The following is a 25,627-nucleotide window of genomic DNA, read 5'->3' as shown; positions in this document are numbered from 1 at the left end:
GGCCAACAATTGCCCTCGCTCGGTTCTGAGGCCACCGGTCAGCGCCACGCTCCAGCACGTCCCCTCGTTCGCTCGCAACCCCGAGCGGCGGCGCATCCAAGCTCTCTACGATGACCTCATGACCGCTCTGATCTGGTTCCGAGACGACCTGAGAATCTCCGACCACGCAGCGCTCAGTGCGGGCACGGCCGACCCCGACGGGATCGTTGCACTCTACGTGCTCGATGAAGACTCCGAGGAGGTGCGCCCGCTCGGCGGCGCCGCGAAATGGTGGCTGCATCACTCGCTCGAGCGGCTCGCGGGGGACCTTCAGAAGCGCGGGATCCCCCTCGTGCTGCGGCGCGGCCGCGCGGAGGACGTGGTCCCCGAGGTGGTCGCCGAGACGGGGGCGGATCGCGTGTACTGGAATCGCCGCTACGGTTCCGGGCGGCACATCGATACACGACTGAAACAGCGGCTACGCGAGGAGGGCAGAGATGCGCATTCCTTCCCGGGAAGCCTGCTTTTCGAACCCTGGACCGTGCAGACGCAGGCCGGAGGTCACTTCCGGGTCTACTCCCCGTTCTGGCGCGCGTGTCTCGCCATGCCGTCTCCGCCGGATCCGCTGCCGGATCCCGAATCGCTGCGTGCCGCTCGTGAGCAACCGCGTTCCGATCGACTCGATGATTGGGATCTGACCCCGAAGCGCCCGGACTGGGCCACCGGATTCGCGGATGCTTGGGAACCGGGGGAGGCGGGGGCGCTCGCGCGACTCGAGCGGTTCCTCGCGGGACCGACACGGGAATACGCTGCGCGACGAGATTTCCCCGCCGATGACGTCACGTCAGGACTCTCCCCGCATCTGCGCTGGGGCGAGATTAGCCCGCGCACGGTATGGCATCGGGCGCTCGCGTCGGGCGCGGACGTCGGCGACTTTCTCTCAGAACTCGGGTGGCGCGAGTTCGCCTGGCACACCGCGTTCCACAACCCGCCGCTGCACCGCTTCGGGTTGAACCGGCAGTTCGATGCGTTCCCCTGGAAGGATCCGGACGCCGAGCAGCTCCGCGTCTGGGAACGCGGCGAAACCGGGTACGGGCTCGTCGACGCCGGAATGCGAGAGCTCTGGGGCACGGGAAGCATGCACAACCGCGTGCGCATGGTCACAGCATCGTTCCTCACGAAGAACCTGCTGATGGACTGGCGGATCGGCGAGGCGTGGTTCTGGGACACCCTTGTCGACGCGGACGAGGCGAGCAATCCCTTCAACTGGCAGTGGGTCGCCGGGTGCGGGGCCGACGCCGCGCCCTACTTCCGCATCTTCAACCCGGCGACGCAGCAGAAGAAGTTCGACCCCGAGGGGCACTACGTCAATCTCTGGGCGCCCGACAGTGTGATGCGTCCCGAAATCGTCGACCTCCGCGCGACCCGTGCCCGCGCGCTCGCCGCATACGACACCGTGAGGCACAGCGAGACCGCGGCGCCGCCTGGATGATCACGGTCGTCGCAACCTCGCCGCAGGCTCGCGCGCGCCGAGGCGCCGCCTACTTGGCGGCCTGCTCCGCGTCGTAGTCCGTGTCTCGGCGTCGGCGCTTCGGCGACGTCGTCGACTTCACGAAGAGTCGAACGAGCGAGCGCTTTTTCTCGAAGTAGGCGTAGCGCGACAGTTCCCCCGCCGCGTACTGCTCCTCAAGCTCTCGCAATGTTTCCTCCGCGGAAGATGCGTCGAAACGCGAGTACCCGTTGGCGAGCGTGTGTGTTTCTCGAATGGCCAAAATTTCCCCCCGCGGAGGATGCTACGTGGAGGGTCCGACATTTCTGCTGAGCGCGCGGAGCGCTCAGGCAATTGCGAGCAAAGACCGCGCGAAACCGGGCCGCCTGGTGCATAGCACGTCCCGCCCTGAACGCGCACGGGGTGGTGGGGCCGCGATCCGCCGCCTACCGTGGAGGTGAGATTGGGAAGGAGCCTCTCATGACTGATTCACACACCCACCCGCACCCCGGGACCGAGCACGAGGCCTCGAACGGGGGAGGCACTGTGTCCTCCTACTCCAGCTCGGGCGGTGTCCTCGACCACTCGGTGCTCGACGGCTCGACCGAGGATTACGGCCTCGAGGGCGCGGAGAAGAACCCGCGCTTCGGGCAGGAAAACCCGGAGCTCGTGCGCGACACCGAAACCGGCGAAGAGACGCCGATCCCCGACGAAACCAAGTAGCGGCGACTCATTGCACCGCCGATGGCGTTAAAGTACTCGCTTGACGCCGTCGGCGGTGTAGTAGCGCACTGACGCTGTCGTATCGAGCACCCCGTAGACCGTCACACCGTTCGACATCTCGCGGACGTCGCAGATCGTGCCGCGAGCGCCTGTCGGAGCAACGACGTTGTCGCCGAGCTGGAGGGAATCTGGTTCAACCATGACATGACTGTACCCCGCCTGGCCCGCGAGGAGGAGGGCCGTTTACCGGTTCGCCTTGAACTCCGTCACGGGGTGGGTGCCGAACTCGCTCCGGTAGCTGGCGGTGAACCGAGAGGTGTTCGAAAAACCCCACCGTCGCGCGATAGTCGTAACGGTCTCTCCGACGCGAGCCTCGGCGAGGTCGCGCCGCGCACCCGCGAGCCGCGCCCGGCGCAGGTACTCGCTCGGTGTGTAATCGAGTGCCCTGCGGAAGGCGTACTGCAGTCCTCGAGTCGAGATGTGCGCTGCGGCCGCGATGTCATCGATCGAAATAGGCTCGTGAGCGTGGGCGTCGATGTAGGCGAGAGCTCGCCGCACCGTGAGCGGTGCCGCCGTGCGCTGAGGGTTCGCCTCCCACGCATCGGAGAACGTGGTGGAGAACGTGCTGAGGATCGTCCAGAGCGCGTGCCGCTGCAACCCGCGACCGACGAGCGTGTCGGGGTCGAGTGTCACGTCCCCCGCGAGCACGGCACCAGACAGATAGTTGAACGTCCGTTCCCAGTGCGAGGCTTCTTGCGGGCCGATCGCTTCCGGCCGCTTCAAGCGCAGGGAGAGCGCATCGTCGCCCGACATTTGCCGCGCGAGGTCCTCCGCATGTTCAAGATCGAACACCATGGCGTGCACAATGGCGGATTCGCTCCACTTGGAGCGCACGGGGGCGCCGTGCGACGCCCAGGGGCGACCGTGGGGCAGGGGCCGTCGCCCGGACTCGGAGCCCCCGCTCGTCGACTGCACGCTGCAGGTGAAGAGCTGATCCTCGGGCGCGATGGAGGACTCGACGGAGGCGGTGAGTTCGTATCTGATGAGGGAGAAACCGGGGGACGACGCTGAGAACCACTCGAGCTTGCCCTGCTCTTCGTCCATCCGGTTCAGCTTCGAGGTGGGCGCGAATTCGGACCAGATCTCGGCGACCTCGTCGGCGCCTTTCGATCGAAATCTGCGAACCTCCATGCGTGACATCGAACCCGCCCCTCCTCCCGCGCCCTCAGGTGCGACCCGCCCCACAATCAAGCCATGATCGTAGCCACTCGCGCTACGGTCCGCCAGTCCTTTGAATTTGGAGCGTACGCAAAGAATTAACGTAGTCCCCGCACACAACGCTCGTGTACGGCGAGATTCGCCGCGAAAACTTATTGCGCGAGATGTACGGCTGTTGCCCTGGCGGCGCTTCTCTGCCCATTCGGGCGGCTCGACTGACACTATGAGCACATGGGGTTTTTGATTCACGGTGGCAACGAGTACGAGTTTGAGGACCGTCTGCTCGCGCACTTGAAGATGGTCATCGGTCAGAAGCTCAAGAAGCAGGAGTGCTTCTTCCTGAGCTGGACGAAAACGCCCGAGGAGGGCAGCGGACGCGTCTCAGTGTGGCTCTCGCCGTACTCCACGGTCGCTTTCCGTTTCTCCGGCAGCCGGCCGCCCGAGCTCAACGTTGCGTGGGTCAAGGTGCTCAATGCGCTTTCGCACACGCCGCGTGGCCTCGTCGTGATCTCCGAGGAAGATGCGATCACCTACGCGAAGAAGAACCCGGACCTTATCTGATTTCGCGGATTCGACGGCGCCGCTGACAGCCGTCGCCGTCGCGGTCGCGCCCGAAGCGGATCGGATCTCGCGGCCCTGCTTTGAGGAGCACGGTGAAGTGGGATGCGCGTCTTCGGGGTGCCTTCATTCGCCGAGTGTGCGAGTATTTCGCCATGGGAATCTTGTTACACGGGAGTAATGAGTATGCGTTCGAGGATCGCCTGCTAGCTCACCTGAAGATGGCAATCGCTCAGAAGTTGCGCAAGCAGGAGTCGTTCTTCCTCAGCTGGGCGAAGCGCGCAGAGGATGGCGGCGGACGGGTGTCGATCTGGTTGTCTCCCGGCACCGATATCGCATTCCACTTCCATGGGAGCAAGCCGCCGGAGTTGAACGTGGTGTGGGTGAAAGCGCTCGCCGCGACCTCGCACACGCACCGCGGCCTCGTGGTGATCTCCGAGGAGGAGGCCGCGAAGTTCGCGCAGAAGAATCCCGACATCCTCTAACTCAGTCCGAGGCTTTGGAACACCGCCCGACGTGTAAATAGTGGTTCGCTTCCCGCGGTGCAAGCCCCTCGTGGTCATCCACGGTTCTTGGAATTCTGTACTTGGCGCTGTTGAGCGCCGAGTGGCATGGGGAACGTCGCGGATCTCGCGGCGATGCCGCGACTGCCGCATGGCGAGCTGCCGGTGGGGGCAGTTCGAAGAACGGATGCGGGGAACGCGTGGCGGGCAGTGGCGGGGGGCCACGCCCGCCACTGCCCTCGCTTCTGTGCCTAAGGGCATCCCTCACCGAGACTGAGCGTCATTGTTGTGACCGAGTGTTTTGACGTGCAAAGAGGCTCGGTTTCGGCAAAGACACTCGGTTTCGGCGTTGGGGGTGGGAGCTGGCCAGCTCCCACCGCGGTCCTGTCACGGACACATGCAATCATCAGATGTAAGTTAGGCTGCGAACATGAGCCTTCGAAACATCGTGACGCACCCGCTCGTTCTCAGACGACTTGAGGTGCTGGAGGTTTCCGACCTCACTCCGCGCATGCGGCGTGTGACCTTCGGGGGAGACGAGCTGGGGCCCTTCGAGCGCGCGGGCATGTCCTTCGGCGCATTTCACTCGCCAGGCTTCGATGATCATGTGAAGGCGATCTTTGCTGCGTCATCGGAACTCCAGCGCGTGCTTCCCATTCAGCTCGAGCACGGCATCGAATGGACTGAGTCGCCTGCGCGGATCACGCGTGATTACACGCCCCGCATGGTGGACGGGGCTGCTGGCACCTTCGCGCTCGACTTCGTGATGCACGGGCACGGTCCGGCCTCGGATTGGGCGCGCCGCGCGGTCGTCGGCGAACCCTTGTGGGTGGTGGGGCCCAAGTCGTCGCTCGTGCTGCCCGAAGGTCTCGACAGTGTGGTGCTCGCGGGTGACGAGACCGCGCTCCCCGCGATCGGTCGCTTTCTCGAGGAACGTCCTGTCTCGGCGGCGGCCAGCATCGTCATCACGACGTCATCCCCGGAGGCGAGGCAGAAGCTCGCTCTGAGCGACGGAGATCGTATCGAATGGGTGATCGCGGATCCAGCGGATCCGGAGCCGCTGCTCGCCGCTGTGCGACGGGCGGTGCCCGGGGTTGGATCGTGGTTCCTCTGGGCGGCGGGCGAGAGCCGCGCGCTCCTGCCCTTGCGGCGAGCAGCGCGAAGGGAATGGAATCTCCCGCCGGAGCGAACCAGCATCACCGGCTACTGGCACGTCGAGAAGGAGCGGAGCGGTGTCGCCTTGCCGGAGGTCCCTTCTCCCGCGGCCTGGTTCGTCGTTCGCGCCGCCCTCGCGACGGGGCTCCTCGATGACGTCGCCGACCACGCTGGCACCACGGTCGAGGAATGCGCGGTGCGCTTGACCATTTCCGCGAGTGCTATTGCGGCGATGATGCCCATGCTCGCCCACCACGGACTAGTGAACGAGGAGTCGGGCGCCCTCAGAGTCGGCGCCCCCGCCGAAGTGCTGCTCGCCGACGAGCATGCGCGGGAGGCCTATGTCGGCGTGGAGGCGAATGCGCTGTTGTCGCTCACGACCCTTCCAGAAGCGCTGTCGCGGGGAACTTCTCCGTGGTTCAGTGCGCATGGCGAAACGTTCGTGTCGCAGTCGGCCTATGATGCGGAGCTGCACGAGGAGCGTCAAGATGAGGCGAGCGTGCTCCGCTTTGTCGGGCGGGGGGTGTTCGACGATGCGGCGTGGGTGGGGGCGAGTCGCACGCTCCTCGTGGGACCTGGCGCCGAGGAGATGCGGGCACTCGCGGCGGAGAGTGGGGTTCGGGCGGAGCTGATCGCCGCGGAACAGTGCGAGAGGGATGCCATTGTCGGTGTCAGTGGCTGTGACGTCGGCGTGCTCGCGTTGGCGTTGCGTGATGCCACGGATGCCGAAGCATCGGCCCTATTCGGTGACCTGCGCGGTGTCGTGGAGCGACTCATAGTCGTGGAGCCGGTGCGCGCGGACGCGCTGGGTCCGCGCGCGGTCGAGGAGCCGATTCGCGCTTTTGCATTGAACGGTGCGGGCGTCCGTGATGCCGCGCGCATTACCGAGCTGGCCGAGGCCCGTGGATGGCGTTGGACTCGATCGCTCGCGCTCGGGTGGGGGATCGAGGCCCTTGTGCTGGAGCGGTAGGACTCGCTGATCGTCCTCCGTCTAACGATCTGTCAACAACGCACGTTGGCGCCGCCCCCTCAAGCATGTAAGGTGAGGGTTACCTACATCCGATGAAAGGATCCCCGTGAAGCTCACTCTTCGTGCCGCCGCCCTCGGCGCCGGTGTCGCCCTGTTCGCCCTGACCGCCTGCTCCGCTCCAGCGGCCTCCGACTCAGGAAGCGCCGACGCCGTTTCGGAAGCGTCCGGTGACTGGCCTCGCACGATCACTCATGACGCTGGCGAAACCGAGATCGCCGATGAGCCCATGACCATCGTGTCGACGAGCATCACGCTCACCGGGTCCCTTCTCGCAATCGATGCGCCAGTGGCCGCTTCGGCCGCGACAGGCGTCGGACCGCTGACCAATGACGAGGGTTTCTTCACGCAGTGGGCCGACGTCGCGGAAGAGCGGGGAGTCGAGGTACTGTACCCGAATCTCGATCTCGATCTCGAGGCGATCGAGGCTGCGGAGCCGGACCTGATCGTGGGTTCGACCATTGGCGCGGACAGCACCATCGATGCGTACGATCAGCTCAGCGACATCGCTCCCACGATCATGATCGACTACGGCACGCATAATTGGCGCGACGTCGTCGCGCAGCTGGGCGAGGCGACCGGTCACGAGGAGGATGCGGAGGCAAGCCTCTCCGAGTTCGATGCGTGGGTCGGAGAACAAGCCGATCAGGTCACGCCTGTCGACGGCCCGGTGACTGCGCTCTCCTACAACGGCGCAGATCCGTCAATGATCTTCGAGGAGAACAGTTCGCAGGCGGCTCTGCTCGATGCGCTCGGTTTCGAGTACCAGGGTGCTCCTGAGGATCTCATTGCACAGGCGCGATCCGATGCGTCGTCGGTGACCCCCGAGAATCTTCCCGCAGCCCTCGGCGATATGAGCGCGCTGTTCATGGTGAGCATTGAACGCGACGGAGTCGCCGGTGTGAAATCCGACCCGCTGCTCGCGAACGCGAAGGCAGTCGCCGACGACACTGTGGTGCCGCTCGGTGCGACCTCGTTCCGCATCGATCCGTACAGCGCTCGACTCTTCGTGGAGGCGGTCGTGGAGGCCTTTGGGTCCAGCCAGTAGTCTGCCGTGCCCGCTCCGCACACACGTCGGAAACCGAGCGTCCGATTCGTCACGGTGGTGACCTCGAGCCTCCTCGTGCTCGCGGTCACCACCGTGATGAGCCTCGGCCTCGGTTCGCACTTCGTACCCCCGAGGGTCGTGCTCGACGCGCTCCTCCACTTCGACCCAACGAACAACAATCACCTCATCATCAGGTCGTCTCGGGTTCCGCGGGCGGCGCTCTGCGTCGTCGTCGGGGTCGGACTCGGGATCGCCGGCGCTGTCATGCAGTCGCTCACGCGCAATCCGCTCGCCGAGCCCGGCCTCTTAGGCCTCAACGCGGGCGCGTCGCTCGCAGTCGTCGTTGCGATCTCATTCTTCGGCGTCACCCAACTGGCGGGATACCTCGGGTTCGCGTTCGCCGGAGCCGCGCTCGCCGCGGTCGGCGTCTACGCGCTCGGCACCGCGCACCGATCCGGAGCAACCCCCGCGCGGATGGCGCTCGCCGGAGCCGCGATCTCCATTGTCTTGAGCGCCATCACCACCTCGATCCTGCTGAGTCGCGAGTCCGCGTACGACCAGTTCCGTTTCTGGGCGGTCGGTTCGCTCCAGGGGCGCGGCCTCGATGTCACCACCACCGTGCTGCCGTTCATCGCGATCGGCGTGCTCGGGGCGCTCGTGCTCGCGCGCCCGCTGAACGCGCTCTCCCTCGGCGACGACACCGCCCGATCCCTGGGGGTCTCCGCCCCGCTCACCCGAGCGGGTGGGGGAGCGGCCGTCGTGCTGCTCGCCGGGGCCTCCGTCGCGGCGGCAGGCCCGATTGGTTTCATCGGGCTCGTCGCTCCCCACGCGGTGCGGATCCTCGTCGGACCGGATCATCGGCAGCTCATCCCCGCAACTCTGGTCGTCGGTCCCACCGTGCTCATGGTGGCTGACGTGCTCGGGCGCTCCGTGATCGCCCCCGCTGAGATTCAGACCGCGATCGCCGCCGCCATCATCGGAGGGCCCGTGTTCGTGGCGCTGATCCGCGGGAATCGGAGGATCGCAGGATGACAGAAATGCCTCCGCTGGTATCGGGTAGTGCCCTACGGGTCGGCCGCTACAGCGCGCGCGTTGATGGGCGGGTGCTCCGCCTCGCCCTCGTACTCCTCGCCGTACTGCTCGTTGTGGGCACCGCGAGCCTCATGCTCGGATCACTCCATCTCTCCGTGTCGGAAGTGCTCTGGGCGCTCGCGGGCCAGGGAGAAGAGCGCACGATCCGCACCGTCGTGGGAAGACGCGTCCCGAGGCTGCTCTGCGCGGCTCTCGTCGGCGCAGCGCTCGGCGTCGCCGGGTGCGTGTTCCAGAGCCTCTCACGTAACCCGCTGGGCTCGCCCGACATCATCGGTTTCACCTCGGGCGCCGCCACCGGTGCCGTCGCGCAAATCACACTCTTCGGGGGCGGCGTCTTCGCTACCGCGCTCGCCGCCGTCTCGGGCGGTCTGATCACGGCCTTCCTCGTGTATGTGCTCGCTCGGAAGCACGGGGTGACCGGCGGGATCAGGCTCGTGCTCGTGGGTATCGGGATCGGCGCCGTCGCGGCCGCGTGCACGGATCTTCTGCTCGTACGTGCCGGCATCGCCGAAGCCGCCGCAGCTCAGGTGTGGCAATCGGGATCGCTCACCGGCCGGGGATGGCCGCACGTGCTGACGCTACTCGTCGCACTCGCCGTTCTGCTTCCGCTTCTCGGCCTGCTCGGGCGCACTATGCGCATGATCGAGATGGGCGATGACACTGCGGCGGCCCTCGGCATCAGGGTGGAGCGCGTGCGGTTCGGGGTGCTCGTGACCGGCGTACTCCTCACCGGAGTGGCGACCGCTGTCGCGGGCCCGATTGCGTTCATCGCGCTCGCAGCGCCACAGGTCGTCGCGCGAATCATCAGGAGGGGGAGCGTGCACCTCGCGCTCTCGGCGCTCATGGGCGCGATCCTGCTTGCCTCCGCGGATATCGTGTCGCAGCACGTCGACATCGGGCTTCGAATGCCGATCGGTATCGTCACGGCCATCCTCGGCGGAATCTACCTCGTCTGGCTGCTTGCGCGTCGCGCGTGAGTATCGCTCCATCACCTGTCGGAAACGGAACACCCATCATGCATACCCCCTCGCTCAGTGCGGAAGCGATCCGCGTGGGTTATCCCGAGCGCTCAGTGATCGACTGCCTCGACTTCACCGTGCCCCAGGGCTCGTTCACCGCAATCGTGGGACCGAATGCGTGCGGGAAGTCGACACTGCTGCGCGCTCTCGGTCGGATGCTGACGCCCTCACGCGGCCGCGTGCTCGTCGATGGTCGATCCGTAGCGGATCTTCGCAGCAAGGAGTTCGCGCGACTCGTCGGGGTGCTGCCCCAGTCTCCCGTGACCCCGGAGGCCCTCACCGTCGGAGACCTCGTGTCACGCGGTCGCTACCCGCACCAGAGTCTGCTGCGTCAGTGGTCTGCGGACGACGAACGCATCGTCGAGGACGCCCTCGAAGAGGTCGGGATGCGGGAGTATTCGGATCGCCTGGTCGAGGAGCTCTCGGGAGGGCAGCGCCAGCGTGTGTGGATCGCGATGGCGCTCGCGCAGGAGACCGGGGTGCTCCTGCTCGACGAGCCGACGACGTTTCTCGACATCGCGCACCAGATCGACGTGCTCGAGTTGTGTGCGCGGTTGACGGGTCGCGGTCGCACGGTGGTCGCGGTGCTCCATGATCTCAACCTCGCGGCGCGCTACGCCGACCATATGGTGGCTATGCACGACGGCCGCATCATCGCTTCGGGCAGCGCTTCCGACGTGATCACGCCCGACGTGCTCAAGACGGCGTATTCGCTCGATGCGCTCGTGCTCGATGACCCCGAGACGGGTCGCCCCCTTGTGGTGCCCCGGGCCCAGCAGTCCGGAGCGTGATGAGTTTCCCGATGCCGCCGCGGGGCGGAACGCTCGCCGTGCCCCCGCACGCACCGCGGCCGACGCCGATCAAGCGTGCGGCAAGCCCGATGATCGCGGGACTGGGTGCCGCTCCTGACGAGGATCAGCTGGACCGCTTCTGGAGCGACGTGAAGCGGCAGGGCACGCCGGTAATCGAGGCGGATCGCGACAATGCATGCACCTACACGTTCGTCTACCGCGGCGCCGCGGCGACCGAGCGCGTGGCCTTCCTCGGCAACAAGATCGCGGACCCGCTCGCGGTCGAGGACACGCTGTTCGAGCGTCTCGAAGGGACCGAGGTGTGGTGGTTCAGCATCCGGCTCGGTGCCAGCTGGCGCGGGAGCTACGGGATCGCGGCGCAGGAGGGTGAACGGCCCGCCATCGCGCCGGAGCGCGCGCAGCTCATCGAGCGGCGACGCGCTCGATCGCTCGCGGCGACCGACGCTGAGCATCACCACCGCATCGAAGACTGGTACGACCTCCAGTATTACGTTGCGGCGGACCGTTTCGCGCGGGAAAACGGGCGGCCGGGAAGTTCACTGCCATCCGTCGCCTCGGGCCCAGCAGCGCCGAGTCCGCACGTCGCTTTGCCGAGCGGCGACGTGGCCAACACGGCGCCGCACATCGGACGCGTTGTGCCGGTCCGTGACGCTCCCCGCACGGGTCTCTGGTGGCACGTCCCCAGCGGTCCCCGTCCTGCTGAGTGGGACGTGCTGGTGCTGCTCGACGGCGAGCGCTGGCTCGATGCGGGCGCTGAGCTCGACGCGTGGCAGGCGTCGGGGGCGCTGCCGCCGACGGTAGCGCTGCTCGTCGGCGCCGGCGAGCTCGATCAGCGCGTCCGGGATCTCACGTGCTCACCCGACTTCGTCGACGACTTGGTTCGAGTGATCGATCGGGCGGCGGACGACTTCCCCGAACTCGGAGCACCGCTCACGCGCGACCCGCAGCGCACGCGCATCGCGGGGCAGAGCTTGGGCGGCCTGACGGCGTTGTACGCCCAGTGCGCCAGGCCCGAGCGGTTCGGCGTCTCAGTCAGCCAATCCGGTTCCTTCTGGTGGCCGAACGCGCGAGCGGTGCCCGACGCCGACGCAGACGCTGAAGCGGCGCCGACGACCGCTGAGTGGCTGACCAACGCGATACGCACCGCTGCACCGCGGCTCGGCACCGTCGCGATCGAGGTCGGCACGCAGGAGTGGGCGCTCCTCGAGCCGACCCGGCGTTTGCGCGCCGCCCTTGACGGAGCGTGCGTGAACCTCTTGTACCAAGAATTTGAGGGCGGACACGACGAGGCCTGCTGGTTCGCGACCCTGCCACGGTTGCTCCGCGATACGGTGCGATAGCCCGCTGCGCAGCGCAGCGCGCCACGCCATGCCTCCTGCTTAGGCGTGCGGCGCGGTGCTGCCCAGTGCCGCCTCGACCGCTGCCTCGGTCGTCGGATGGGCGAAGCGGAATCCGGTTCGAGTGAGCACCGTCGGGAGCACGCGGGCGTCGGAGAGCAGGAGCGCTTCAGCCGCGTCCCGGCCGAGCGCTCGACGCAGCGCCCACGCGGGCGCCGGCACGAGAAACGGCCGGTGCAGCGCTCGCGCGAGGGCGCGGCCGATATCGTTCGCTGTCGCGGGCACCGGCCCGGTGAGATTCACGGGCCCGTCGATCCCGCTGTCGATGACGTGGCGGATCGCCCGGACCTCATCAACGAGCGAGATCCACGGCCAGTGCTGCATTCCCCTCCCGAGCGGCCCGCTGATCCCGAGTCGCGTCAGCGTGACGAGCGGTTTCAGCACGGCCCCTCGATCGATGAGCGGGGCGGTGCGCAGCAGCGCGACGCGCGCGTGGGGGCCCGCGGTGAGCGCCGCTCGTTCCCACTCGACGCAGAGCTCCGCGAGGAAGCTGTGCCCGGGCCCGCTCCCCTCATCCAGGGTTTCGCCGGGTCGCGACCCGTAGTAGCCGACTGCGGACGCGTTGATGAGAGCGGGGGCTTCCGCGCCGAGAGCGCGGGCGGCTTCCGCGATTGCGCGGGTGGGTGCGATCCTCGAGGAGCGCAACTCCGCGCGATACTTCGGCGTCCACGGCAAGCGACCGATGCTCGCCCCGTTCAGGCAGACCACTGCGCGCGCACCGGCCACGGCGTCGGGACTGAGCGGGGCCTCTCCCGGACTCCACTGCACCTCGTGCGGCGACCGCGGCACCCGCCGCACGAGGTGCGTCACCGGGACTCCGTCGGTCTCCAAGGATCGCGAGAGGGCCGAGCCGATGAGGCCCGACGCGCCGGCGATGACGACGCGCGAGCTCACGGCTGTGTCCTTTCCCCAGGAGTGACGCTTGCTCGTTCATCTCGCCAGAGCTTCGACGGCCACCAGATAGCGCGCCCGATGTCCGTCGCGAGCGCCGGCACGAGCAGCGATCGCACGATGAAGGTGTCGAGCAGCACGCCGAAGGCCACGATGAACGCGATCTGGGCGAGGAACAGGATCGGGATCACGCCGAGCGCCGCGAACGTTGCCGCCAGCACGAGCCCGGCAGACGTGATGACGCCGCCCGTGATCGTGAGGCCGCGGAGCACCCCCTCGTGCGTGCCGTGCCGCTTCGTCTCCTCGCGCACGCGTGTCATCAGGAAGATGTTGTAGTCGATGCCGAGCGCCACCAGGAACACGAAGCCGTAAAGAGGAACTGCCGGATCCGCTCCGGGGAAGTCGAATACGTGGTTGAAGACGAGCGCTGAAATCCCGAGCGCCGTGCCGAACGAGAGCACCGTCGTCAGCATGAGCAGGATCGGCGCGAGAATCGACCGCAGCAGCAGCATCAGGATCACGAGGATCACGGCGAGCACCAGCGGGATGATGAGGTTGCGGTCATGGATCGACGCCTGATTGGTGTCGACGGCCGTCGCGGTCACGCCCCCGACCAGCGCATCCGTACCCGCGAAATCGTCGCGGAGGCTCGTCACGGTCTCTGCCGCGGCGTTCGAGTCGGCTGCGTCGGCGAGGGTCGCCTGCAGCAGCACGTCACCGTCGACGACGGTGGGGTCCGGCGCCGGGGTGCCCGGCGGGCCGAACGGCTGCAGCCCATCTTCGGTGACGGGCACCGTTCCGCTCGGGCTGTCTTCCGCGGTAACCGCGACGCTCTCGACGCCGGGGTTCGCCAGCGCGATGTCTGCCACCTCCTGGAGCGAGTCTTCCGAGGTGAGGACGTACGCTGGGCTGCCCGATCCGCCGGGGAAGTGCTCGCCCAGCACCGCCTGGCCGTCGCGCGCCTCCGAACTGCCGAGCACGAGATCCGACTGGGGCACGCCGCTCGCGTCGAGCTGTGTCGCCCCGACGGCTCCGACCGCGAGCACGAGCGTCGTGATGATCCAGATGGGTCGGGGGTGGCGGCGGATCGCGCCCGCGAGTCGGCGCCACACGCCCTTCGCGGGCATCCCGTTCTCCTCCGCGACCAACTCCGGTTCGTACTTCGGACGCCTGGGCCAGTACGCCGCGCGTCCGAATGCGAAGAGCAGTGCGGGAAGGAGCGTGAGCGCGGACAGCATCGCGAAGACGATGCCGATCGCGGCAACCGGTCCGAGCGTGCTGTTGGATTTGAGGTCGCTGAGGAGGAGGCACAGGAGTCCGACGATCACGGTGCCGCCCGAAGCGAGGATCGGCTCGAACGAGCCCTTGACGGCTGCGAGGATCGCGGCTCCGCGATCCCGCGCCACTCGAAGCTCTTCTCGGAAGCGAGCGACGAGCAGGAGCGAGTAATCCGTCGCCGCTCCAATGACGAGAATGAAGAGGATGCCCTGGGTCTGCCCGCTGAGCAACAAGACGCCCGCGTCGGCGAGATGCCAGATCACGAGGAGCGCAACGCAGAGCGCGAACAGGCTGGTGCTGAGCACGATGAGGGGGAGGAGGAGCGAGCGGTAGACGATGATGAGGATGACGAGCACCGCAAGGAGAGCGACGAGCAGCAGGATGCCGTCGATTCCGGCGAAGCCAGCCGCGAGGTCGGCGGTGAAACCCGCGGGACCCGTGACGTGAACCGTGACGCCCTCGGGCGCGTCCGCTCGAAGCTCGTCGCCGATGTCGGCCACCACGTCTGCGATCTCGGCGCTCGAGTCGATGGGGACGAAGACCTGCACCGCCTCTCCGTCTTCGGAGGTGATCGCGGGGGAGGTTTCTTCCGCCACGCCCTCGATCTCGGTGACGGAGGCGACGGCGTCCTCAATCGAACTCAGCTGCGATGTGCTGAGTTCCTCGGGTTCGTCCGCCGAGAAGACCACGATCGCGGGAATGACGTCGTCTCCGAGGAAGTCTGCCTGAACTTCGCGCACCGCGGTCGCGTCCGCGGACTCCGGGAGGTATGCGGTCTGGTCGTTCGATGAGACCTCGTCGACCTTGCCGAAGAGCGGGCCACCCAATCCGGCGCCCGCGAACCACACAAGGATCAACACCGCGGGGAGCAGGATCCGAAGCCAATTCGGTCCCGCTTTCGGCGCAGCGACGCTGTGCTTACCCGTCTTCGTTTCAATTTGAGACATTTATCAACTATCTATCCAAGGAAAGTATCTCGCTAAGTTAGCAAAATCATAGCGCGATGCGCGCCGCGGGGGAACCCGGGCGGACGAAGAACGGGTGGCACGATGAGAGCGCCCTGTACAGCCCCCTCTGCCCGAGAGGGCGCGCGCGTAGACTCGCGGCATGTCTGAGCCGCGAGACCGCAGCACATCGACCGCAACGAACGAGCAGGGGGAGGCGGTTGAGGAGCGACTGCCGCCGAGCGCCGAGGTCGTTCTGGAGCACGACTTCGCCGATCGGCTGCCCGAGCTGTCGGTGCCATGGCGCGCGCAGCGGCCGGACCAGCCCAGCGTGCTCGTGTGGAACGTCGCGCTCGCCGCAGAGCTCGGCATCGACGCCGCGCACCTCTCGGAGGAGGAGCGCGTACGTTTTCTCCTCGGCAATGCGCTTCCGGTCGGAGCGAAGCCCGTCGCGCAGGCTTATGCGGGACATCAATTCGGCGGCTTGTCTCCCCGCTTGGGCGATGGGCGCGCGCTGCTGCTCGGTGAGATTCGCGATGCCGATGGTGGTCTCCGCGACCTGCACCTGAAGGGATCGGGTCGCACACCCTTCGCGCGTGCGGATGGTTTCGCGGCGCTCGGGCCGATGCTGCGCGAGTACTTGATGGGCGAGGCCATGCACGCGCTCGGCGTGCCCACCACGCGTGCTCTCGGCGTCGTGGCGACGGGCCGTCGCGTGCCTCGCGACGGTGAGTTGCTGCCGGGGGCGGTGCTCGCACGCGTGGCCGCGAGCCACCTGCGCGTGGGGAGCTTCCAATACGCACGCCTCGTGGGGGAAGACGAGCTGATCGTGCGGGTCGCGGACTACGCGATCGAGCGTCACTTCCCGGAGCTCGCGGGCGCAGAGGGACGGTACTCGGCGCTGCTCGCAGCGGTGGTGGCGGCGCAGGCGCGCCTTGTCGCGCAGTGGGTGCTCGTCGGCTTTGTGCACGGGGTGATGAACACCGACAACATGACCATCTCTGGAGAGACGATCGACTACGGCCCGTGCGCCTTCATCGACGCCTTCGACCCGGGCGCTTCGTTCAGCTCGATCGATACCCAGCGCCGATACGCGTATGGCAATCAGCCGTCGATCGCCCTCTGGAATCTCACGCGCTTCGCGGAGACCCTGCTCCCGCTCCTCGGCGACGATACGGAGGCGGCAAAGGGGGTCGCGATCAAATCGCTCGACCGCTTCGGTGAGCTGTACAACGAGGCATGGATGTCGGGTATGCGCGACAAGCTCGGGCTGGCGCACGACGGGGCGAAGCAGGCGATCGACGACGGCGCACTCGCGGAGCTCACTGCGGAAATGCTTGGGGATCTACAGGGGCACCGGATCGACTACACGAGTTTCTTCCGCGCCCTTGCCGACGCGGCGCGCGGCGACGCCGCAGCCCTCGAGTCGGCGTTCCCTGAGGGAGTGGGGATCGGCGAGTGGGCCGGGCGGTGGCTCGAGGCGTCACCGGACGCCGACGCGATGGATCGCGTGAATCCCGTCTACATCCCGCGCAACCACCTCGTCGACGAGGCGCTCACTGCGGCCTCGGAGGGGGACCTCGCGCCGTTCCGCACGCTGCTCGAGGTGCTCGAGCGCCCATTCCTGCCGCGCCTCGGCTACGAGCGCTACGAGCGCCCTGCACCGGTCGGCGGGCCGGCGCATGTCACGTTCTGCGGCACGTAGGCTTCGCGATCCGCCGCCTTGCCGCCCCGCGCGCAGCGCGAGCGGGGCGGCCCTCACGTTTCCCTCACAACAAGAGAGTCCCGCCGATGCCGTGCCCTCCGCTACTCCGGAGTGACGCGGCCTCGACGGGACCCTCGAGAGGGGCGAGCGTTCAGAGCTCGCCCGCCTGCCGTGCCTAAGCCTGCTGGCCCTCGTGCTTCCCCTCGCCGATCTCCTCGACGAGCTTCGAGTTGAAGGCGGGGAGGTCATCGGGCGTGCGGCTGGTCACGAGACCCTCGTCCACCACGACCTCCTCGTCGACCCACGTCGCGCCCGCATTCTGCAGATCGGTGCGCAGGCTCGCGTACGAGGTCACCTTGCGGCCCTGCAGCACGTCGGCGTCCGCGAGGATCCATCCGCCGTGGCAGATCGCTCCGACCGGCTTGTGCTGGCTGAAGAAGTCACGGGTGAAGTCGACAGCCTTGCTATCGAGACGGATCTGGTCGCCGTTCACGACGCCGCCGGGAAGTACGAGTGCGTCGAAGTCCGAAGCGTTCGCGTCGGCGGTGCTGAGGGTCGCTTCCTGTTCGTGCCCGTTCTTGCCCGTGATCGTGCCGACCTCGGGTGCGACGACGGTCACCTCGGCGCCGTGCTCCGTGACGGCGGAGATGGGTTCGGTGAGCTCCGAATCCTCGAAGCCGTTCGTTGCGAGAACTGCGACGCGCTTGCCGGTGAGATGTGACATCTGTGAACCTCCTGGTTGTTCGGCGTTCGGATCGACCGCGCTCGGTGAGCGCCGGGCCACGGCTGCGTGCAGGGCATCTGCAACCAGCGCGTGTCCACGGCGGTCACCGGCGAGTCGACGCTTCCATGGCACCACGCGCACGGTGTTGCAGGCACCCCGTTGCACCCGCGGGGGAGCGGCGCTACACGCGCGCGATTGAGCGGTTGACCGTGCAGCGCGCGGGGAGGAGCGGGATTCGTGGCGGAAAACTGCGCGCTTGTCGACCCCTGGAAGGCGGTTTTCGTGCCGCGTAGGGTGAGGCGCATGGCACGCATCATTATTTTCGGTGGACATGGCAAGATCGCGCTTCTCGCGGAGCCGCTGTTGGCGGAACGCGGGCACACGGTAACGGCGGTGATTCGCAATCCGGATCACGTGGAGGAGGTTCGCGCGGCAGGGGCGGAACCGCTCGTCGCAGACCTCGAGCGCTTGAACACGGAGGAGGTTGCGGACCTCATGCGCGGGCACGACGCGGCCGTGTGGTCCGCAGGAGCGGGCGGCGGCGACCCGGAGCGGACGTGGGCGGTCGACCGGGACGCTGCGATCCGCACGATGGATGCCGCGGAAATCGCGGGAGTCTCGCGGTACGTGATGGTGTCGTACTTCGGCGCGTCGACGGATCACGGTGTCGATCCCGGTGACTCGTTCTTCGCGTACGCGGAGGCGAAGGCGGAAGCCGATGAGCACCTGCGCGGCTCGGGGCTGGAGTGGACGGTGCTCGGGCCGAGCATGTTGACGCTCGATCCCGCGGCCGGTGCAGTCGAGGTCGATGCGGACGAGGCGAACTCGGTGGCGCGCGCCGACGTGGCGGAGGTGATCGCCGCGGTTCTCGACGACGATTCGACGAAGGGGCGCACGATCCGCTTCAATACGGGTGAGACGCCGATTGCGGAGGCGGTCCGCGACTGACGTAGCGGTCGCTCCTACTGCTTCATCGGCAGTCGGGTACTGCAGGCCGCGCCGAAAACGCGGTAATTTGAATGATTCAAAATAAGTAGGGTAGGGTGAGGGGCGTGGAGATGAGCACGGAAACGGCGTTGCGCAACGCCGGATTGCGCGCGACCGCTGGCCGGGTCGCCGTTCTCGAAGCGCTCACCTCCATGCCGCACTCGGACGCAGATCATGTGTTCCGAGTGGTCGCGAGTGCCGTGCCGACTACCTCGATCCAGTCGGTGCATAACATCCTCGCGGACCTGACGGCGGCGGGGCTCACCCGCCGGATCGAGCCGGCAGGCTCCGCGGCGCTGTTCGAACGGCGCGTGGGAGACAACCACCACCATGTCGTCTGCTCCCAGTGCGGAGCCGTCGACGATGTGGACTGCGTCGTCGGTCACGCACCGTGCCTCGCCCCTGCCACAACGGCGGGCTTCACCGTTCAGACCGCCGAGGTCACATTCTGGGGCACCTGCCCCGAGTGCGCAGCCTCAGCCGCATAGCCGTCACGTTTTCACGCCGCTCCCCGGGCGGCGGTGATCGGCGTGCCCGAAACTCCGAAGGAGTGTCATGAGTCACCCGAATCCGACGACCCCCCACACCACCACGCAGACCGGCAGCCCGGTCGGGAGCGATGAGCACTCGCTCACCGTAGGACAGGGCGGCAGCATCCCCGTCCACGACCGCTACCTCGTCGAGAAGCTCGCGCAGTTCAACCGCGAGCGCATCCCGGAGCGCATTGTGCACGCGAAGGGCGGCGGAGCCTTCGGCGAGTTCGTGGTGACCGGCGACGTCTCCGCGTACACGCGCGCAGCGGTCTTCCAGCCCGGCACGCGCACGGAGACCGTGCAGCGCTTCTCGTCGGTCGCCGGCGAAATGGGCTCGCCCGACACCTGGCGCGACGTCCGCGGCTTCTCGGTGAAGTTCTACACGACCGAGGGCAACTACGACATCGTCGGCAACAACACGCCCGTCTTCTTCATCCGCGACGGCATCAAGTTCCCCGACTTCATCCACTCGCAGAAGCGTCTTCCCGATTCCGGGCTGCGCGACTCCGACATGCAGTGGGACTTCTGGACCCTCTCGCCCGAGTCAGCGCACCAGGTGACCTACCTCATGGGCGACCGCGGTCTGCCCCGCTCCTGGCGCAACATGCCCGGCTTCGGCTCGCACACCTACCAGTGGATCAACGCGGCCGGCGAGCGTTTCTGGGTGAAGTACCACTTCGATGCGCTGCAGGGCAACGAGGCGCTCACCGGTGACGAGGCCGAGGCGATCGCCGGCGCAGACGCCGACTACTACCGCCGCGACCTCTTCGCGGCGATCGAGCGCGGCGACTTCCCCTCCTGGAAGCTGTCGGTGCAGATCATGCCGTACGAGGACGCGAAAACCTACCGCTTCAACCCCTTCGATCTCACGAAGGTGTGGCCGCACGGGGACTACCCGAAGATCGAGGTCGGCATTCACACGCTGAACCGCAACCCCGAGAACTTCTTCGCGCAGATCGAGCAGGCCGCATTCTCGCCCGCGAACACCGTTCCCGGCATCGACATCAGCCCGGACCGCATGCTCCAGGCCCGGGTCTTCTCCTACCCGGATGCGCAGCGTTACCGCGTCGGCACGAACTACAACCAGATCCCCGTGAACGCGCCGATCTCGCCGGTGGCGAACTACTCGCAGGACGGCGCTCAGCGGCACGGCTTCAACTCCCCGTCGACGCCGGTGTACGCGCCGAACTCGAAGGGCGGCCCGGTGGCGAGCGCCGCTGCGGCGGGCGAGGGCTCCTGGGAGAACGACGGCGAGCTGATGCGCACGGCCGCCGCGCTGCACGCGGAGGACGACGACTTCGGTCAGGCCGGCACGCTCTACCGCGACGTCTTCGACACGGCGGCGAAGGAGCGGTTCCTCGCGACCATCACCGGAGCGGTCGGCTCCGTGAAGAGCGCGGAGATCCGCGAGCGTGCGATCGGGTACTGGACGCAGGTCGATGCGAATCTCGGAGCCGCGCTGCGCCGCAACCTCGACGCGCTGCTCGGAGCCTGAGATGGCGACGCAGACCATCCCCGTGCAGCCAGCGGCGGATCGCGACGGCGCGGAGCGCTCGGCCCATGCTGCGCCGCTCGGCGCCGCTGATCCCGCACCCCGCAGCACAGCATCGCGATCGGAGCGCCGCTCACGCCGGGACCAGCGAACGGCTCGCGCGGTAGCGGCCTACGAGGGGCAGTATCAGGGCCGCGTGATGGCTCCGAACGCAATGCTGTCTCGGCGTCACGAGGTGCGCGACAGCAACGTCGCGATGGCTCCGAACGAGATGCTCGCCCATCGACGCGGGGAGAACGCGCAGCACTGAACCGACGCCCGCCGGCACGAAGCCGCGGGACTCACGAACGCCACCCGGGAAGCCTCGCGGTTCCCGGGTGGCGTTCGTGCTGGAAGGAGCGCCTATCCTCGTAGCGGGGGAAGTGTCTGCGCTCACCGGCGCGAGTCTCCGGCGTCGCGCGGCGAACCCGCGCACTCCGCCCCCGGAATGTCGAGTCTCGTGCGCCGAAAGCGCGCGGCGCTGAGAAGAAGAGAGTTGAAGCCATGAGTGATCTCGCAGTGTTCGACCAGTACGAGTCAGAGGTGCGCGGGTACATCCGCTCCTTCCCGGTCATCTTCGACCGCGCGCACGGTTCGGTGCTCGTCGCGGAGGACGGCCGAGAGTACCTCGACTTCTTCAGCGGTGCCGGCGTGCTCAATTACGGCCATAACAATCCCGTCTTCACGCGTGCGCTCATCGAGTACCTCGAGAGCGGCGGCATCATCCACGGACTCGATATGGCGACGGCCGCGAAGCGCGAGTTCATCGCCGCGTTCCAGCGCCTCGTTCTCGAGCCGCGCGGGCTCGACTACAAGCTGCAGTTCACCGGACCCACCGGCGCGAACGCCGTCGAGGCCGCTCTGAAGGTGGCTCGGCAGGCGACCGGTCGGAGCAACGTCGTCGCGTTCACGAACGGCTTTCACGGCCTGAGCCTGGGAGCGCTCGCCGCGACCGGCAACGAGAAGTACCGCGCGGCCGGCGGCGTCACTCTCGGCGGCGTGACCCGCCTGCCCTACGACGGGTACCTGGGAGAGGGCGTCGACACCCTCGATCTCTTCGAGCGCATGCTCGATGATCCGGGGTCGGGCCTCGACCTCCCGGCCGCCGTGATCGTCGAGGCGATCCAGGGCGAGGGCGGCATCAACGTCGCGCGTCCGGAGTGGCTGCGACGCCTTCGCGAGATCACCGAAGCGCGGGGCATCCTGCTCATCGTCGATGACATCCAGGCGGGCGTGGGCCGAAGCGGCGCATTTTTCAGCTTCGAGGAATCCGGGATCGTGCCGGATCTCGTCACGGTCTCGAAGTCGATCTCCGCCTCGGGCCTCCCGATGGCGCTGCTCCTGCTCCGACCCGAGGTGGACGTCTGGGAGCCTGGCGCGCACACCGGTACCTTCCGCGGCAACAATCTCGCGTTCGTGAGTGCCCGCGCCGCGCTCGAAACCTACTGGGCCGATTCCGCCTTCACCGACGCTATTGCGGATCGCTCGGCGCAGTTGCGCGACGCGCTCACGGCGATCGCCGCGGACTTTCCGGCAGCGCAGTTCACGGTCCGCGGCCGCGGGCTGATGTACGGGCTCGCCTCTCCGTCGCGTCCGGAACTCGCGGGGGCAGTGTCGCAGGAGGCGTTCAAGCACGGGCTCGTGATCGAAACCTCGGGCGGCCGCGACGAGGTGCTGAAGTTCCTTCCGGCGCTGACGATCTCGGCAGACGAACTGAACCGCGGTTTGGGGGTCGTGCGCGAAGCGCTCGCGACGCTAGGCTGAATCAACGCCGTGTGCGGCGAGACCGCGGGGAGGGGCCGACGTGATCGAGTTCGAGCGGGTATCGAAGGTCTATCCCGGCGGAGCCACCGCGGTGCACGAGTTCTCCCTGCAGATCCCGTCGCATCGCACCGTGGTGCTCGTCGGCTCCTCTGGCTCGGGGAAGACCACTCTGATGCGGATGGTCAACCGAATGGTGGAACCGACCTCGGGCCGCGTGCTCATCGACGGTGAGGACGTGCGTGATCGAAACCCGGTCTCCCTCCGGCGCTCGATCGGATACGTCCTGCAGCAGGGCGGGCTCCTCCCGCACCGCACGGTCGCCGACAACATCGCTACGGTCCCGGTGCTCACGGGAGCGCGGCCGCGTGAGGCACGGGCGACGGTCGGCGGGCTCCTGGAGCGCGTCGGGCTCGATCCCTCGCTCGCCTCGCGGTACCCGGCCCAGCTCTCCGGCGGCCAGCAGCAGCGCGTCGGAGTCGCGCGGGCGCTCGCCGCCGATCCGAACATCCTGCTCATGGATGAGCCCTTCGGCGCGGTGGACCCGATCGTGCGGCGCGAGCTGCAGCAAGAGCTGCTCCGTCTCCAGGCCGAGCTCGGGAAAACGATCCTCTTCGTCACCCACGATGTCGACGAGGCGTTCCTTCTCGGCGATGAGGTGGTCGTGCTCGAAACCGGCGGCAGGATCGCGCAGAGCGGCACTCCCGCTGACATTCTCGCCTCGCCGGCGAATGACTTCGTGCGCGACTTCGTCGGGGCGGATCGCGGCGAGCGCCGCCTCAGCGTGGTCGAATCGGAGGGGCAGCGCATCGCGGTCGACGGGGCCGGGAGGCCCGTGGGAGTGCTTGAGCCGTGAACTGGCCGATCGCGAACTGGGACTTCGTTGCAGAGCTCGTGTGGAGCCATCTGCTGCTCAGCGTGCCGGCGATCCTCGTCAGCGTTCTCGTCGCGCTCCCGATCGGGCGCCTCGCGTTTCTCCGGCCGCGTATCGGCGGGCCGCTTCTTTCCGTGGCGACGCTCGCGTACGCGATCCCGGCGTTGCCGCTGCTCATCATCATTCCGGCGCTCATCGGTACGTCGCTGCGCTCCTGGCAGACCATGGTCGTCGCGCTCAGCGTGTACGGGGTCGCGCTCCTCGTGCGCACGGCCTGCGACGCGTTCGCCTCGGTCGACGGGCAGCTGCGCGACGCGGCGCTCGCGGTGGGTTTCGCGCCACATCAGCTGTTCTGGCGCGTCGATCTGCCGCTCGCGATCCCGGTGCTCATCTCGGGTATTCGCGTGGTCTCGGTCTCCACGATCAGCCTCGTCACGCTGGGCGCCCTGATCGGCGTGCCGAGCCTCGGAACGTTGCTCACCGACGGCTTTCAGCGCGGCATCTTCGCGGAGATCTGGACGGGGGTGCTCGCGACCGTGGTGCTCGCGCTCGTGCTCGACGCGCTCGTGCTTACGGCGGGGCGCGCGCTGACGCCCTGGACCCGGCGGGCGAAAGAGCGAGTCGCGCCGCACGGCAGCGCGGCGGCTCCTCGCGTCGCGTCGGGCTCTCGCGATGCGTCCCGCGAGACGGCGGGAGGCTGATCGTGGACCTCTTCGCGGACGCGGTCTCCTGGCTCACCGACCCCGCACAGTGGTCGGGCTCGGGCGGTATCCCGATCCGACTGCTGCAGCACCTCGCCCTGACGGGCGCGGCCCTGCTGATCGCTGGCGTCCTTGCGCTCCCCGTCGGCGCGGTCATCGGACACACGCGACGCGGTTCAGGGGCTGTCGGGGCGCTCGCGGGGGCTGCGCGCGCCCTTCCGACGCTCGGCGTGCTCACCCTGTTCGGGCTCGCGCTCGGCATCGGCGTCACGGCCCCATTGCTCGCGCTCGTCGTGCTCGCGATCCCGTCACTCCTCGCCGGCGCGTACGCGGGTGTGACCGCGGTCGATCCGCTCATTCCGTCGGCCGCGAAGTCCGTCGGCTATAGCGCGGTGCAGGTGCTCCTGCGCGTCGAGCTGCCGCTCTCGCTCCCCGTGATGATCGGCGGTGTCCGCGCAGCGACGCTCCAGGTCGTCTCGACCGCAACGCTCGCCGCTTACACCGCAGACGTGGGGCTCGGGCGGTATCTCTTCAGCGGGCTGAAATCCCGCGACTACGGACAGATGCTCGCGGGCGCCCTGCTCGTGGTGGCGGTCACCCTCGTGCTCGAGATCATCCTCTCCGCGTTGCAGAGACTCGCGTCACGACGGATCACGCCTCGCACTCAGCGCTCACTCCAGACCACACACGACAGAACTTGATCGAGAGGATTGACCCATGATTCGAAACTCCCTCCATCGCCACGCGCGCTGGGGCTCAGCCCTCGCCGTCGGCGCGCTCGTCACTGTGGCGCTCGCCGGTTGCTCCAGCGGAGATCCGCTTGAGAGCGACTCGGCGGATTCCGGCGACGCCGCCTCCGAGACGATCGTCGTCGGTTCGCAGGACTACTACTCGAACGAGATCATCGCCGAGATCTACGCGCAGGCGCTCGAGGCCGACGGGTACGACGTCGACCGGCAGTTCCGCATCGGGCAGCGCGAGGTGTACCTGCCCGAGATCGAGGACGGCAAGATCGACCTCTTCCCCGAGTACACCGGCAACCTGCTGCAGTACTTCGAGCCCGACGCAACGGAGCGCGTCTCCGATGACGTGTACTCGGCGTTGCAAGATGCGATGCCGGAGGGGCTGCGGGTGCTCGATCAGGCGCCCGCCACGGACCAGGACACCTACGTGGTGACGAAGGAGTTCGCGGAGAAGTGGGATCTCGAGACGGTCGCGGACCTGAAGAATGTCACGGATCCGCTCACCTTCGGATCCAACTCCGAGGCCGAGTCGCGCCCCTACGGGCCGGACGGGCTCGCGGAGACGTACGGCATCGAGGGCGTGAAGTTCACCCCGATCGAGGACAGCGGCGGCCCGCTGACCGTGAAGGCGCTGAAGGACGACTCGATCCAGTTCGCCAACATCTACTCGGCCGATCCCTCGCTCGAGGCCAACGACCTCGTCACGCTCGAGGACACGAAGGGGATCTTCCTCGCGTCCCACGTCGTGCCGATCGCGAGTGACAAGATCGACGATGACGCCGCCGAGGTCATCAACGCCGTGAATGCGGCGCTCGAGCCCGACGAGCTCGTGGCCATGAACGGTGAGAGCGTGAACGACGAGCGATCCGCCGAGGACATCGCGAAGGACTGGCTCGCCGACCAGGACCTCTAAGGAGGGCGTGCTCGCCGGGCGC

At 67.6% G+C, this 25,627-nt stretch carries 26 protein-coding genes; 20 read left to right on the top strand and 6 right to left on the bottom strand.

The genetic code is table 11. The annotated features are described in order from the left end of the window. Positions 1 to 118 precede the first annotated feature (118 nt). The gene (locus tag WFH00_RS02095; RefSeq protein WP_336658935.1) at positions 119 to 1,471 is read left to right on the top strand and encodes a cryptochrome/photolyase family protein; all 1,353 of its coding nucleotides are present in this window, start codon (positions 119 to 121) and stop codon (positions 1,469 to 1,471) included. A 49-nt stretch (positions 1,472 to 1,520) separates the two neighbouring features. Here WFH00_RS02095 and WFH00_RS02090 read toward each other — a convergent pair whose 3' ends face one another. Then, positions 1,521 to 1,751 (bottom strand): hypothetical protein, encoded by a 231-nt coding sequence (locus WFH00_RS02090; RefSeq protein ID WP_336658934.1) that lies wholly within the window; start codon positions 1,749 to 1,751, stop codon positions 1,521 to 1,523. Positions 1,752 to 1,948: 197 nt separating this feature from the next. Between WFH00_RS02090 and WFH00_RS02085 the strand changes: the two genes are divergently transcribed. Next, a complete protein-coding gene (locus tag WFH00_RS02085) occupies positions 1,949 to 2,191 on the top strand; it encodes a hypothetical protein (RefSeq protein ID WP_336658933.1) in 243 nt (80 codons plus the stop codon). 27 nt (positions 2,192 to 2,218) lie between these two features. Here the strand turns inward: WFH00_RS02085 and WFH00_RS02080 are convergent, their stop codons facing one another. Both WFH00_RS02080 and WFH00_RS02075 read right to left on the bottom strand, forming a co-directional pair. After that, positions 2,219 to 2,392 (bottom strand): hypothetical protein, encoded by a 174-nt coding sequence (locus WFH00_RS02080; protein ID WP_336658932.1) that lies wholly within the window; start codon positions 2,390 to 2,392, stop codon positions 2,219 to 2,221. 42 nt (positions 2,393 to 2,434) lie between these two features. Further along, positions 2,435 to 3,382 carry an AraC family transcriptional regulator gene (locus WFH00_RS02075; RefSeq protein WP_336658931.1) on the bottom strand — a complete coding sequence of 316 codons (948 nt, stop codon included), beginning with the start codon at positions 3,380 to 3,382 and terminating at the stop codon, positions 2,435 to 2,437. A 258-nt stretch (positions 3,383 to 3,640) separates the two neighbouring features. On the opposite strand from WFH00_RS02075, the gene WFH00_RS02070 reads away from it, so the two are divergent. The 8 genes from WFH00_RS02070 to WFH00_RS02035 all read left to right on the top strand — a co-directional run bounded on the left by WFH00_RS02070 (position 3,641) and on the right by WFH00_RS02035 (position 11,963). Beyond that, positions 3,641 to 3,970, top strand: a complete 330-nt coding sequence (locus WFH00_RS02070) for a DUF7882 family protein (protein ID WP_336658930.1) — start codon at positions 3,641 to 3,643, stop codon at positions 3,968 to 3,970. Between the two features lie 152 nt (positions 3,971 to 4,122). Then, positions 4,123 to 4,452 (top strand): DUF7882 family protein, encoded by a 330-nt coding sequence (locus WFH00_RS02065; RefSeq protein WP_336658929.1) that lies wholly within the window; start codon positions 4,123 to 4,125, stop codon positions 4,450 to 4,452. A gap of 448 nt (positions 4,453 to 4,900) precedes the next feature. Further along, positions 4,901 to 6,595: a siderophore-interacting protein gene (locus WFH00_RS02060; protein ID WP_336658928.1), complete on the top strand. Its 1,695-nt coding sequence runs from the start codon at positions 4,901 to 4,903 to the stop codon at positions 6,593 to 6,595. Between the two features lie 106 nt (positions 6,596 to 6,701). Beyond that, positions 6,702 to 7,700, top strand: coding sequence for a Fe2+-enterobactin ABC transporter substrate-binding protein (gene fepB / locus WFH00_RS02055; protein WP_336658927.1), 999 nt, complete (start codon positions 6,702 to 6,704; stop codon positions 7,698 to 7,700). Positions 7,701 to 7,754: 54 nt separating this feature from the next. Further along, positions 7,755 to 8,732, top strand: a complete 978-nt coding sequence (locus WFH00_RS02050) for a FecCD family ABC transporter permease (protein WP_336658926.1) — start codon at positions 7,755 to 7,757, stop codon at positions 8,730 to 8,732. After that, a complete protein-coding gene (locus WFH00_RS02045) occupies positions 8,729 to 9,769 on the top strand; it encodes a FecCD family ABC transporter permease (RefSeq protein ID WP_336658924.1) in 1,041 nt (346 codons plus the stop codon). The genes WFH00_RS02050 and WFH00_RS02045 overlap by 4 nt, the downstream gene beginning before the upstream one ends. A 38-nt stretch (positions 9,770 to 9,807) precedes the next feature. After that, positions 9,808 to 10,602, top strand: a complete 795-nt coding sequence (locus WFH00_RS02040) for an ABC transporter ATP-binding protein (RefSeq protein ID WP_336658922.1) — start codon at positions 9,808 to 9,810, stop codon at positions 10,600 to 10,602. Next, the gene (locus WFH00_RS02035; RefSeq protein WP_336658921.1) at positions 10,602 to 11,963 is read left to right on the top strand and encodes an enterochelin esterase domain-containing protein; all 1,362 of its coding nucleotides are present in this window, start codon (positions 10,602 to 10,604) and stop codon (positions 11,961 to 11,963) included. The genes WFH00_RS02040 and WFH00_RS02035 overlap by 1 nt, the downstream gene beginning before the upstream one ends. Positions 11,964 to 12,002: 39 nt before the next feature. On the opposite strand, the gene WFH00_RS02030 is transcribed toward WFH00_RS02035, so the two are convergent. Continuing rightward, positions 12,003 to 12,914, bottom strand: coding sequence for a TIGR01777 family oxidoreductase (locus WFH00_RS02030; protein ID WP_336658920.1), 912 nt, complete (start codon positions 12,912 to 12,914; stop codon positions 12,003 to 12,005). Further along, entirely contained in the window at positions 12,911 to 15,136 is a 2,226-nt protein-coding gene (locus WFH00_RS02025; protein ID WP_336658918.1) for an MMPL family transporter, read from the bottom strand. Before WFH00_RS02025 ends, WFH00_RS02030 begins: the two co-directional genes overlap by 4 nt. A gap of 160 nt (positions 15,137 to 15,296) precedes the next feature. On the opposite strand from WFH00_RS02025, the gene WFH00_RS02020 reads away from it, so the two are divergent. Further along, positions 15,297 to 16,838, top strand: coding sequence for a protein adenylyltransferase SelO (locus WFH00_RS02020; protein WP_336658916.1), 1,542 nt, complete (start codon positions 15,297 to 15,299; stop codon positions 16,836 to 16,838). A gap of 175 nt (positions 16,839 to 17,013) precedes the next feature. Here the strand turns inward: WFH00_RS02020 and WFH00_RS02015 are convergent, their stop codons facing one another. After that, complete coding sequence (locus tag WFH00_RS02015) at positions 17,014 to 17,562, bottom strand: type 1 glutamine amidotransferase domain-containing protein (protein ID WP_336658915.1); 549 nt, start codon at positions 17,560 to 17,562, stop codon at positions 17,014 to 17,016. A gap of 303 nt (positions 17,563 to 17,865) precedes the next feature. Here WFH00_RS02015 and WFH00_RS02010 point away from each other — a divergent pair, with 303 nt between their 5' ends. From WFH00_RS02010 to WFH00_RS01970, 9 genes are all read left to right on the top strand, one after another. Beyond that, a complete protein-coding gene (locus WFH00_RS02010) occupies positions 17,866 to 18,510 on the top strand; it encodes an SDR family oxidoreductase (RefSeq protein ID WP_336658914.1) in 645 nt (214 codons plus the stop codon). 110 nt (positions 18,511 to 18,620) lie between these two features. Next, entirely contained in the window at positions 18,621 to 19,037 is a 417-nt protein-coding gene (locus WFH00_RS02005; RefSeq protein ID WP_336658913.1) for a Fur family transcriptional regulator, read from the top strand. 67 nt (positions 19,038 to 19,104) lie between these two features. Beyond that, positions 19,105 to 20,577, top strand: a complete 1,473-nt coding sequence (locus WFH00_RS02000; RefSeq protein WP_336658911.1) for a catalase — start codon at positions 19,105 to 19,107, stop codon at positions 20,575 to 20,577. 1 nt (position 20,578) lies between these two features. Beyond that, positions 20,579 to 20,884 carry a hypothetical protein gene (locus tag WFH00_RS01995; RefSeq protein ID WP_336658910.1) on the top strand — a complete coding sequence of 102 codons (306 nt, stop codon included), beginning with the start codon at positions 20,579 to 20,581 and terminating at the stop codon, positions 20,882 to 20,884. Between the two features lie 233 nt (positions 20,885 to 21,117). Continuing rightward, positions 21,118 to 22,377 (top strand): diaminobutyrate--2-oxoglutarate transaminase, encoded by a 1,260-nt coding sequence (gene ectB / locus WFH00_RS01990; protein WP_336658909.1) that lies wholly within the window; start codon positions 21,118 to 21,120, stop codon positions 22,375 to 22,377. A 40-nt stretch (positions 22,378 to 22,417) separates the two neighbouring features. After that, the gene (locus tag WFH00_RS01985) at positions 22,418 to 23,230 is read left to right on the top strand and encodes an ABC transporter ATP-binding protein (protein ID WP_336658908.1); all 813 of its coding nucleotides are present in this window, start codon (positions 22,418 to 22,420) and stop codon (positions 23,228 to 23,230) included. Further along, positions 23,227 to 23,949 (top strand): ABC transporter permease, encoded by a 723-nt coding sequence (locus WFH00_RS01980; RefSeq protein WP_336658907.1) that lies wholly within the window; start codon positions 23,227 to 23,229, stop codon positions 23,947 to 23,949. The genes WFH00_RS01985 and WFH00_RS01980 overlap by 4 nt, the downstream gene beginning before the upstream one ends. 2 nt (positions 23,950 to 23,951) lie before the next feature. Beyond that, positions 23,952 to 24,650 carry an ABC transporter permease gene (locus WFH00_RS01975; RefSeq protein WP_336658906.1) on the top strand — a complete coding sequence of 233 codons (699 nt, stop codon included), beginning with the start codon at positions 23,952 to 23,954 and terminating at the stop codon, positions 24,648 to 24,650. Between the two features lie 16 nt (positions 24,651 to 24,666). After that, positions 24,667 to 25,605, top strand: coding sequence for an ABC transporter substrate-binding protein (locus WFH00_RS01970; protein WP_336658905.1), 939 nt, complete (start codon positions 24,667 to 24,669; stop codon positions 25,603 to 25,605). Positions 25,606 to 25,627: the final 22 nt, after the last annotated feature.

This window comes from Leucobacter sp. USHLN153 (assembly GCF_037145615.1).
GTDB lineage: Bacteria > Actinomycetota > Actinomycetes > Actinomycetales > Microbacteriaceae > Leucobacter.
This window is presented reverse-complemented; position numbering and strand designations above follow the sequence as displayed.

Coding starts and splice junctions, on each gene's coding strand:
- WFH00_RS01970 (WP_336658905.1), top strand. CDS start 24,667: ATGATTCGAAACTCCCTCCATCGCCACGCGCGCTGGGGCTCAGCCCTC.
- WFH00_RS02040 (WP_336658922.1), top strand. CDS start 9,808: ATGCATACCCCCTCGCTCAGTGCGGAAGCGATCCGCGTGGGTTATCCC.
- WFH00_RS02065 (WP_336658929.1), top strand. CDS start 4,123: ATGGGAATCTTGTTACACGGGAGTAATGAGTATGCGTTCGAGGATCGC.
- WFH00_RS02010 (WP_336658914.1), top strand. CDS start 17,866: ATGGCACGCATCATTATTTTCGGTGGACATGGCAAGATCGCGCTTCTC.
- WFH00_RS02045 (WP_336658924.1), top strand. CDS start 8,729: ATGACAGAAATGCCTCCGCTGGTATCGGGTAGTGCCCTACGGGTCGGC.
- WFH00_RS02095 (WP_336658935.1), top strand. CDS start 119: ATGACCGCTCTGATCTGGTTCCGAGACGACCTGAGAATCTCCGACCAC.
- WFH00_RS02015 (WP_336658915.1), bottom strand. CDS start 17,562: ATGTCACATCTCACCGGCAAGCGCGTCGCAGTTCTCGCAACGAACGGC.
- WFH00_RS02035 (WP_336658921.1), top strand. CDS start 10,602: ATGAGTTTCCCGATGCCGCCGCGGGGCGGAACGCTCGCCGTGCCCCCG.
- WFH00_RS02020 (WP_336658916.1), top strand. CDS start 15,297: ATGTCTGAGCCGCGAGACCGCAGCACATCGACCGCAACGAACGAGCAG.
- WFH00_RS02075 (WP_336658931.1), bottom strand. CDS start 3,382: ATGGAGGTTCGCAGATTTCGATCGAAAGGCGCCGACGAGGTCGCCGAG.
- WFH00_RS02000 (WP_336658911.1), top strand. CDS start 19,105: ATGAGTCACCCGAATCCGACGACCCCCCACACCACCACGCAGACCGGC.
- WFH00_RS02085 (WP_336658933.1), top strand. CDS start 1,949: ATGACTGATTCACACACCCACCCGCACCCCGGGACCGAGCACGAGGCC.
- WFH00_RS02025 (WP_336658918.1), bottom strand. CDS start 15,136: ATGTCTCAAATTGAAACGAAGACGGGTAAGCACAGCGTCGCTGCGCCG.
- WFH00_RS02060 (WP_336658928.1), top strand. CDS start 4,901: ATGAGCCTTCGAAACATCGTGACGCACCCGCTCGTTCTCAGACGACTT.
- WFH00_RS02005 (WP_336658913.1), top strand. CDS start 18,621: ATGAGCACGGAAACGGCGTTGCGCAACGCCGGATTGCGCGCGACCGCT.
- ectB (WP_336658909.1), top strand. CDS start 21,118: ATGAGTGATCTCGCAGTGTTCGACCAGTACGAGTCAGAGGTGCGCGGG.
- WFH00_RS02080 (WP_336658932.1), bottom strand. CDS start 2,392: ATGGTTGAACCAGATTCCCTCCAGCTCGGCGACAACGTCGTTGCTCCG.
- WFH00_RS01995 (WP_336658910.1), top strand. CDS start 20,579: ATGGCGACGCAGACCATCCCCGTGCAGCCAGCGGCGGATCGCGACGGC.
- WFH00_RS02070 (WP_336658930.1), top strand. CDS start 3,641: ATGGGGTTTTTGATTCACGGTGGCAACGAGTACGAGTTTGAGGACCGT.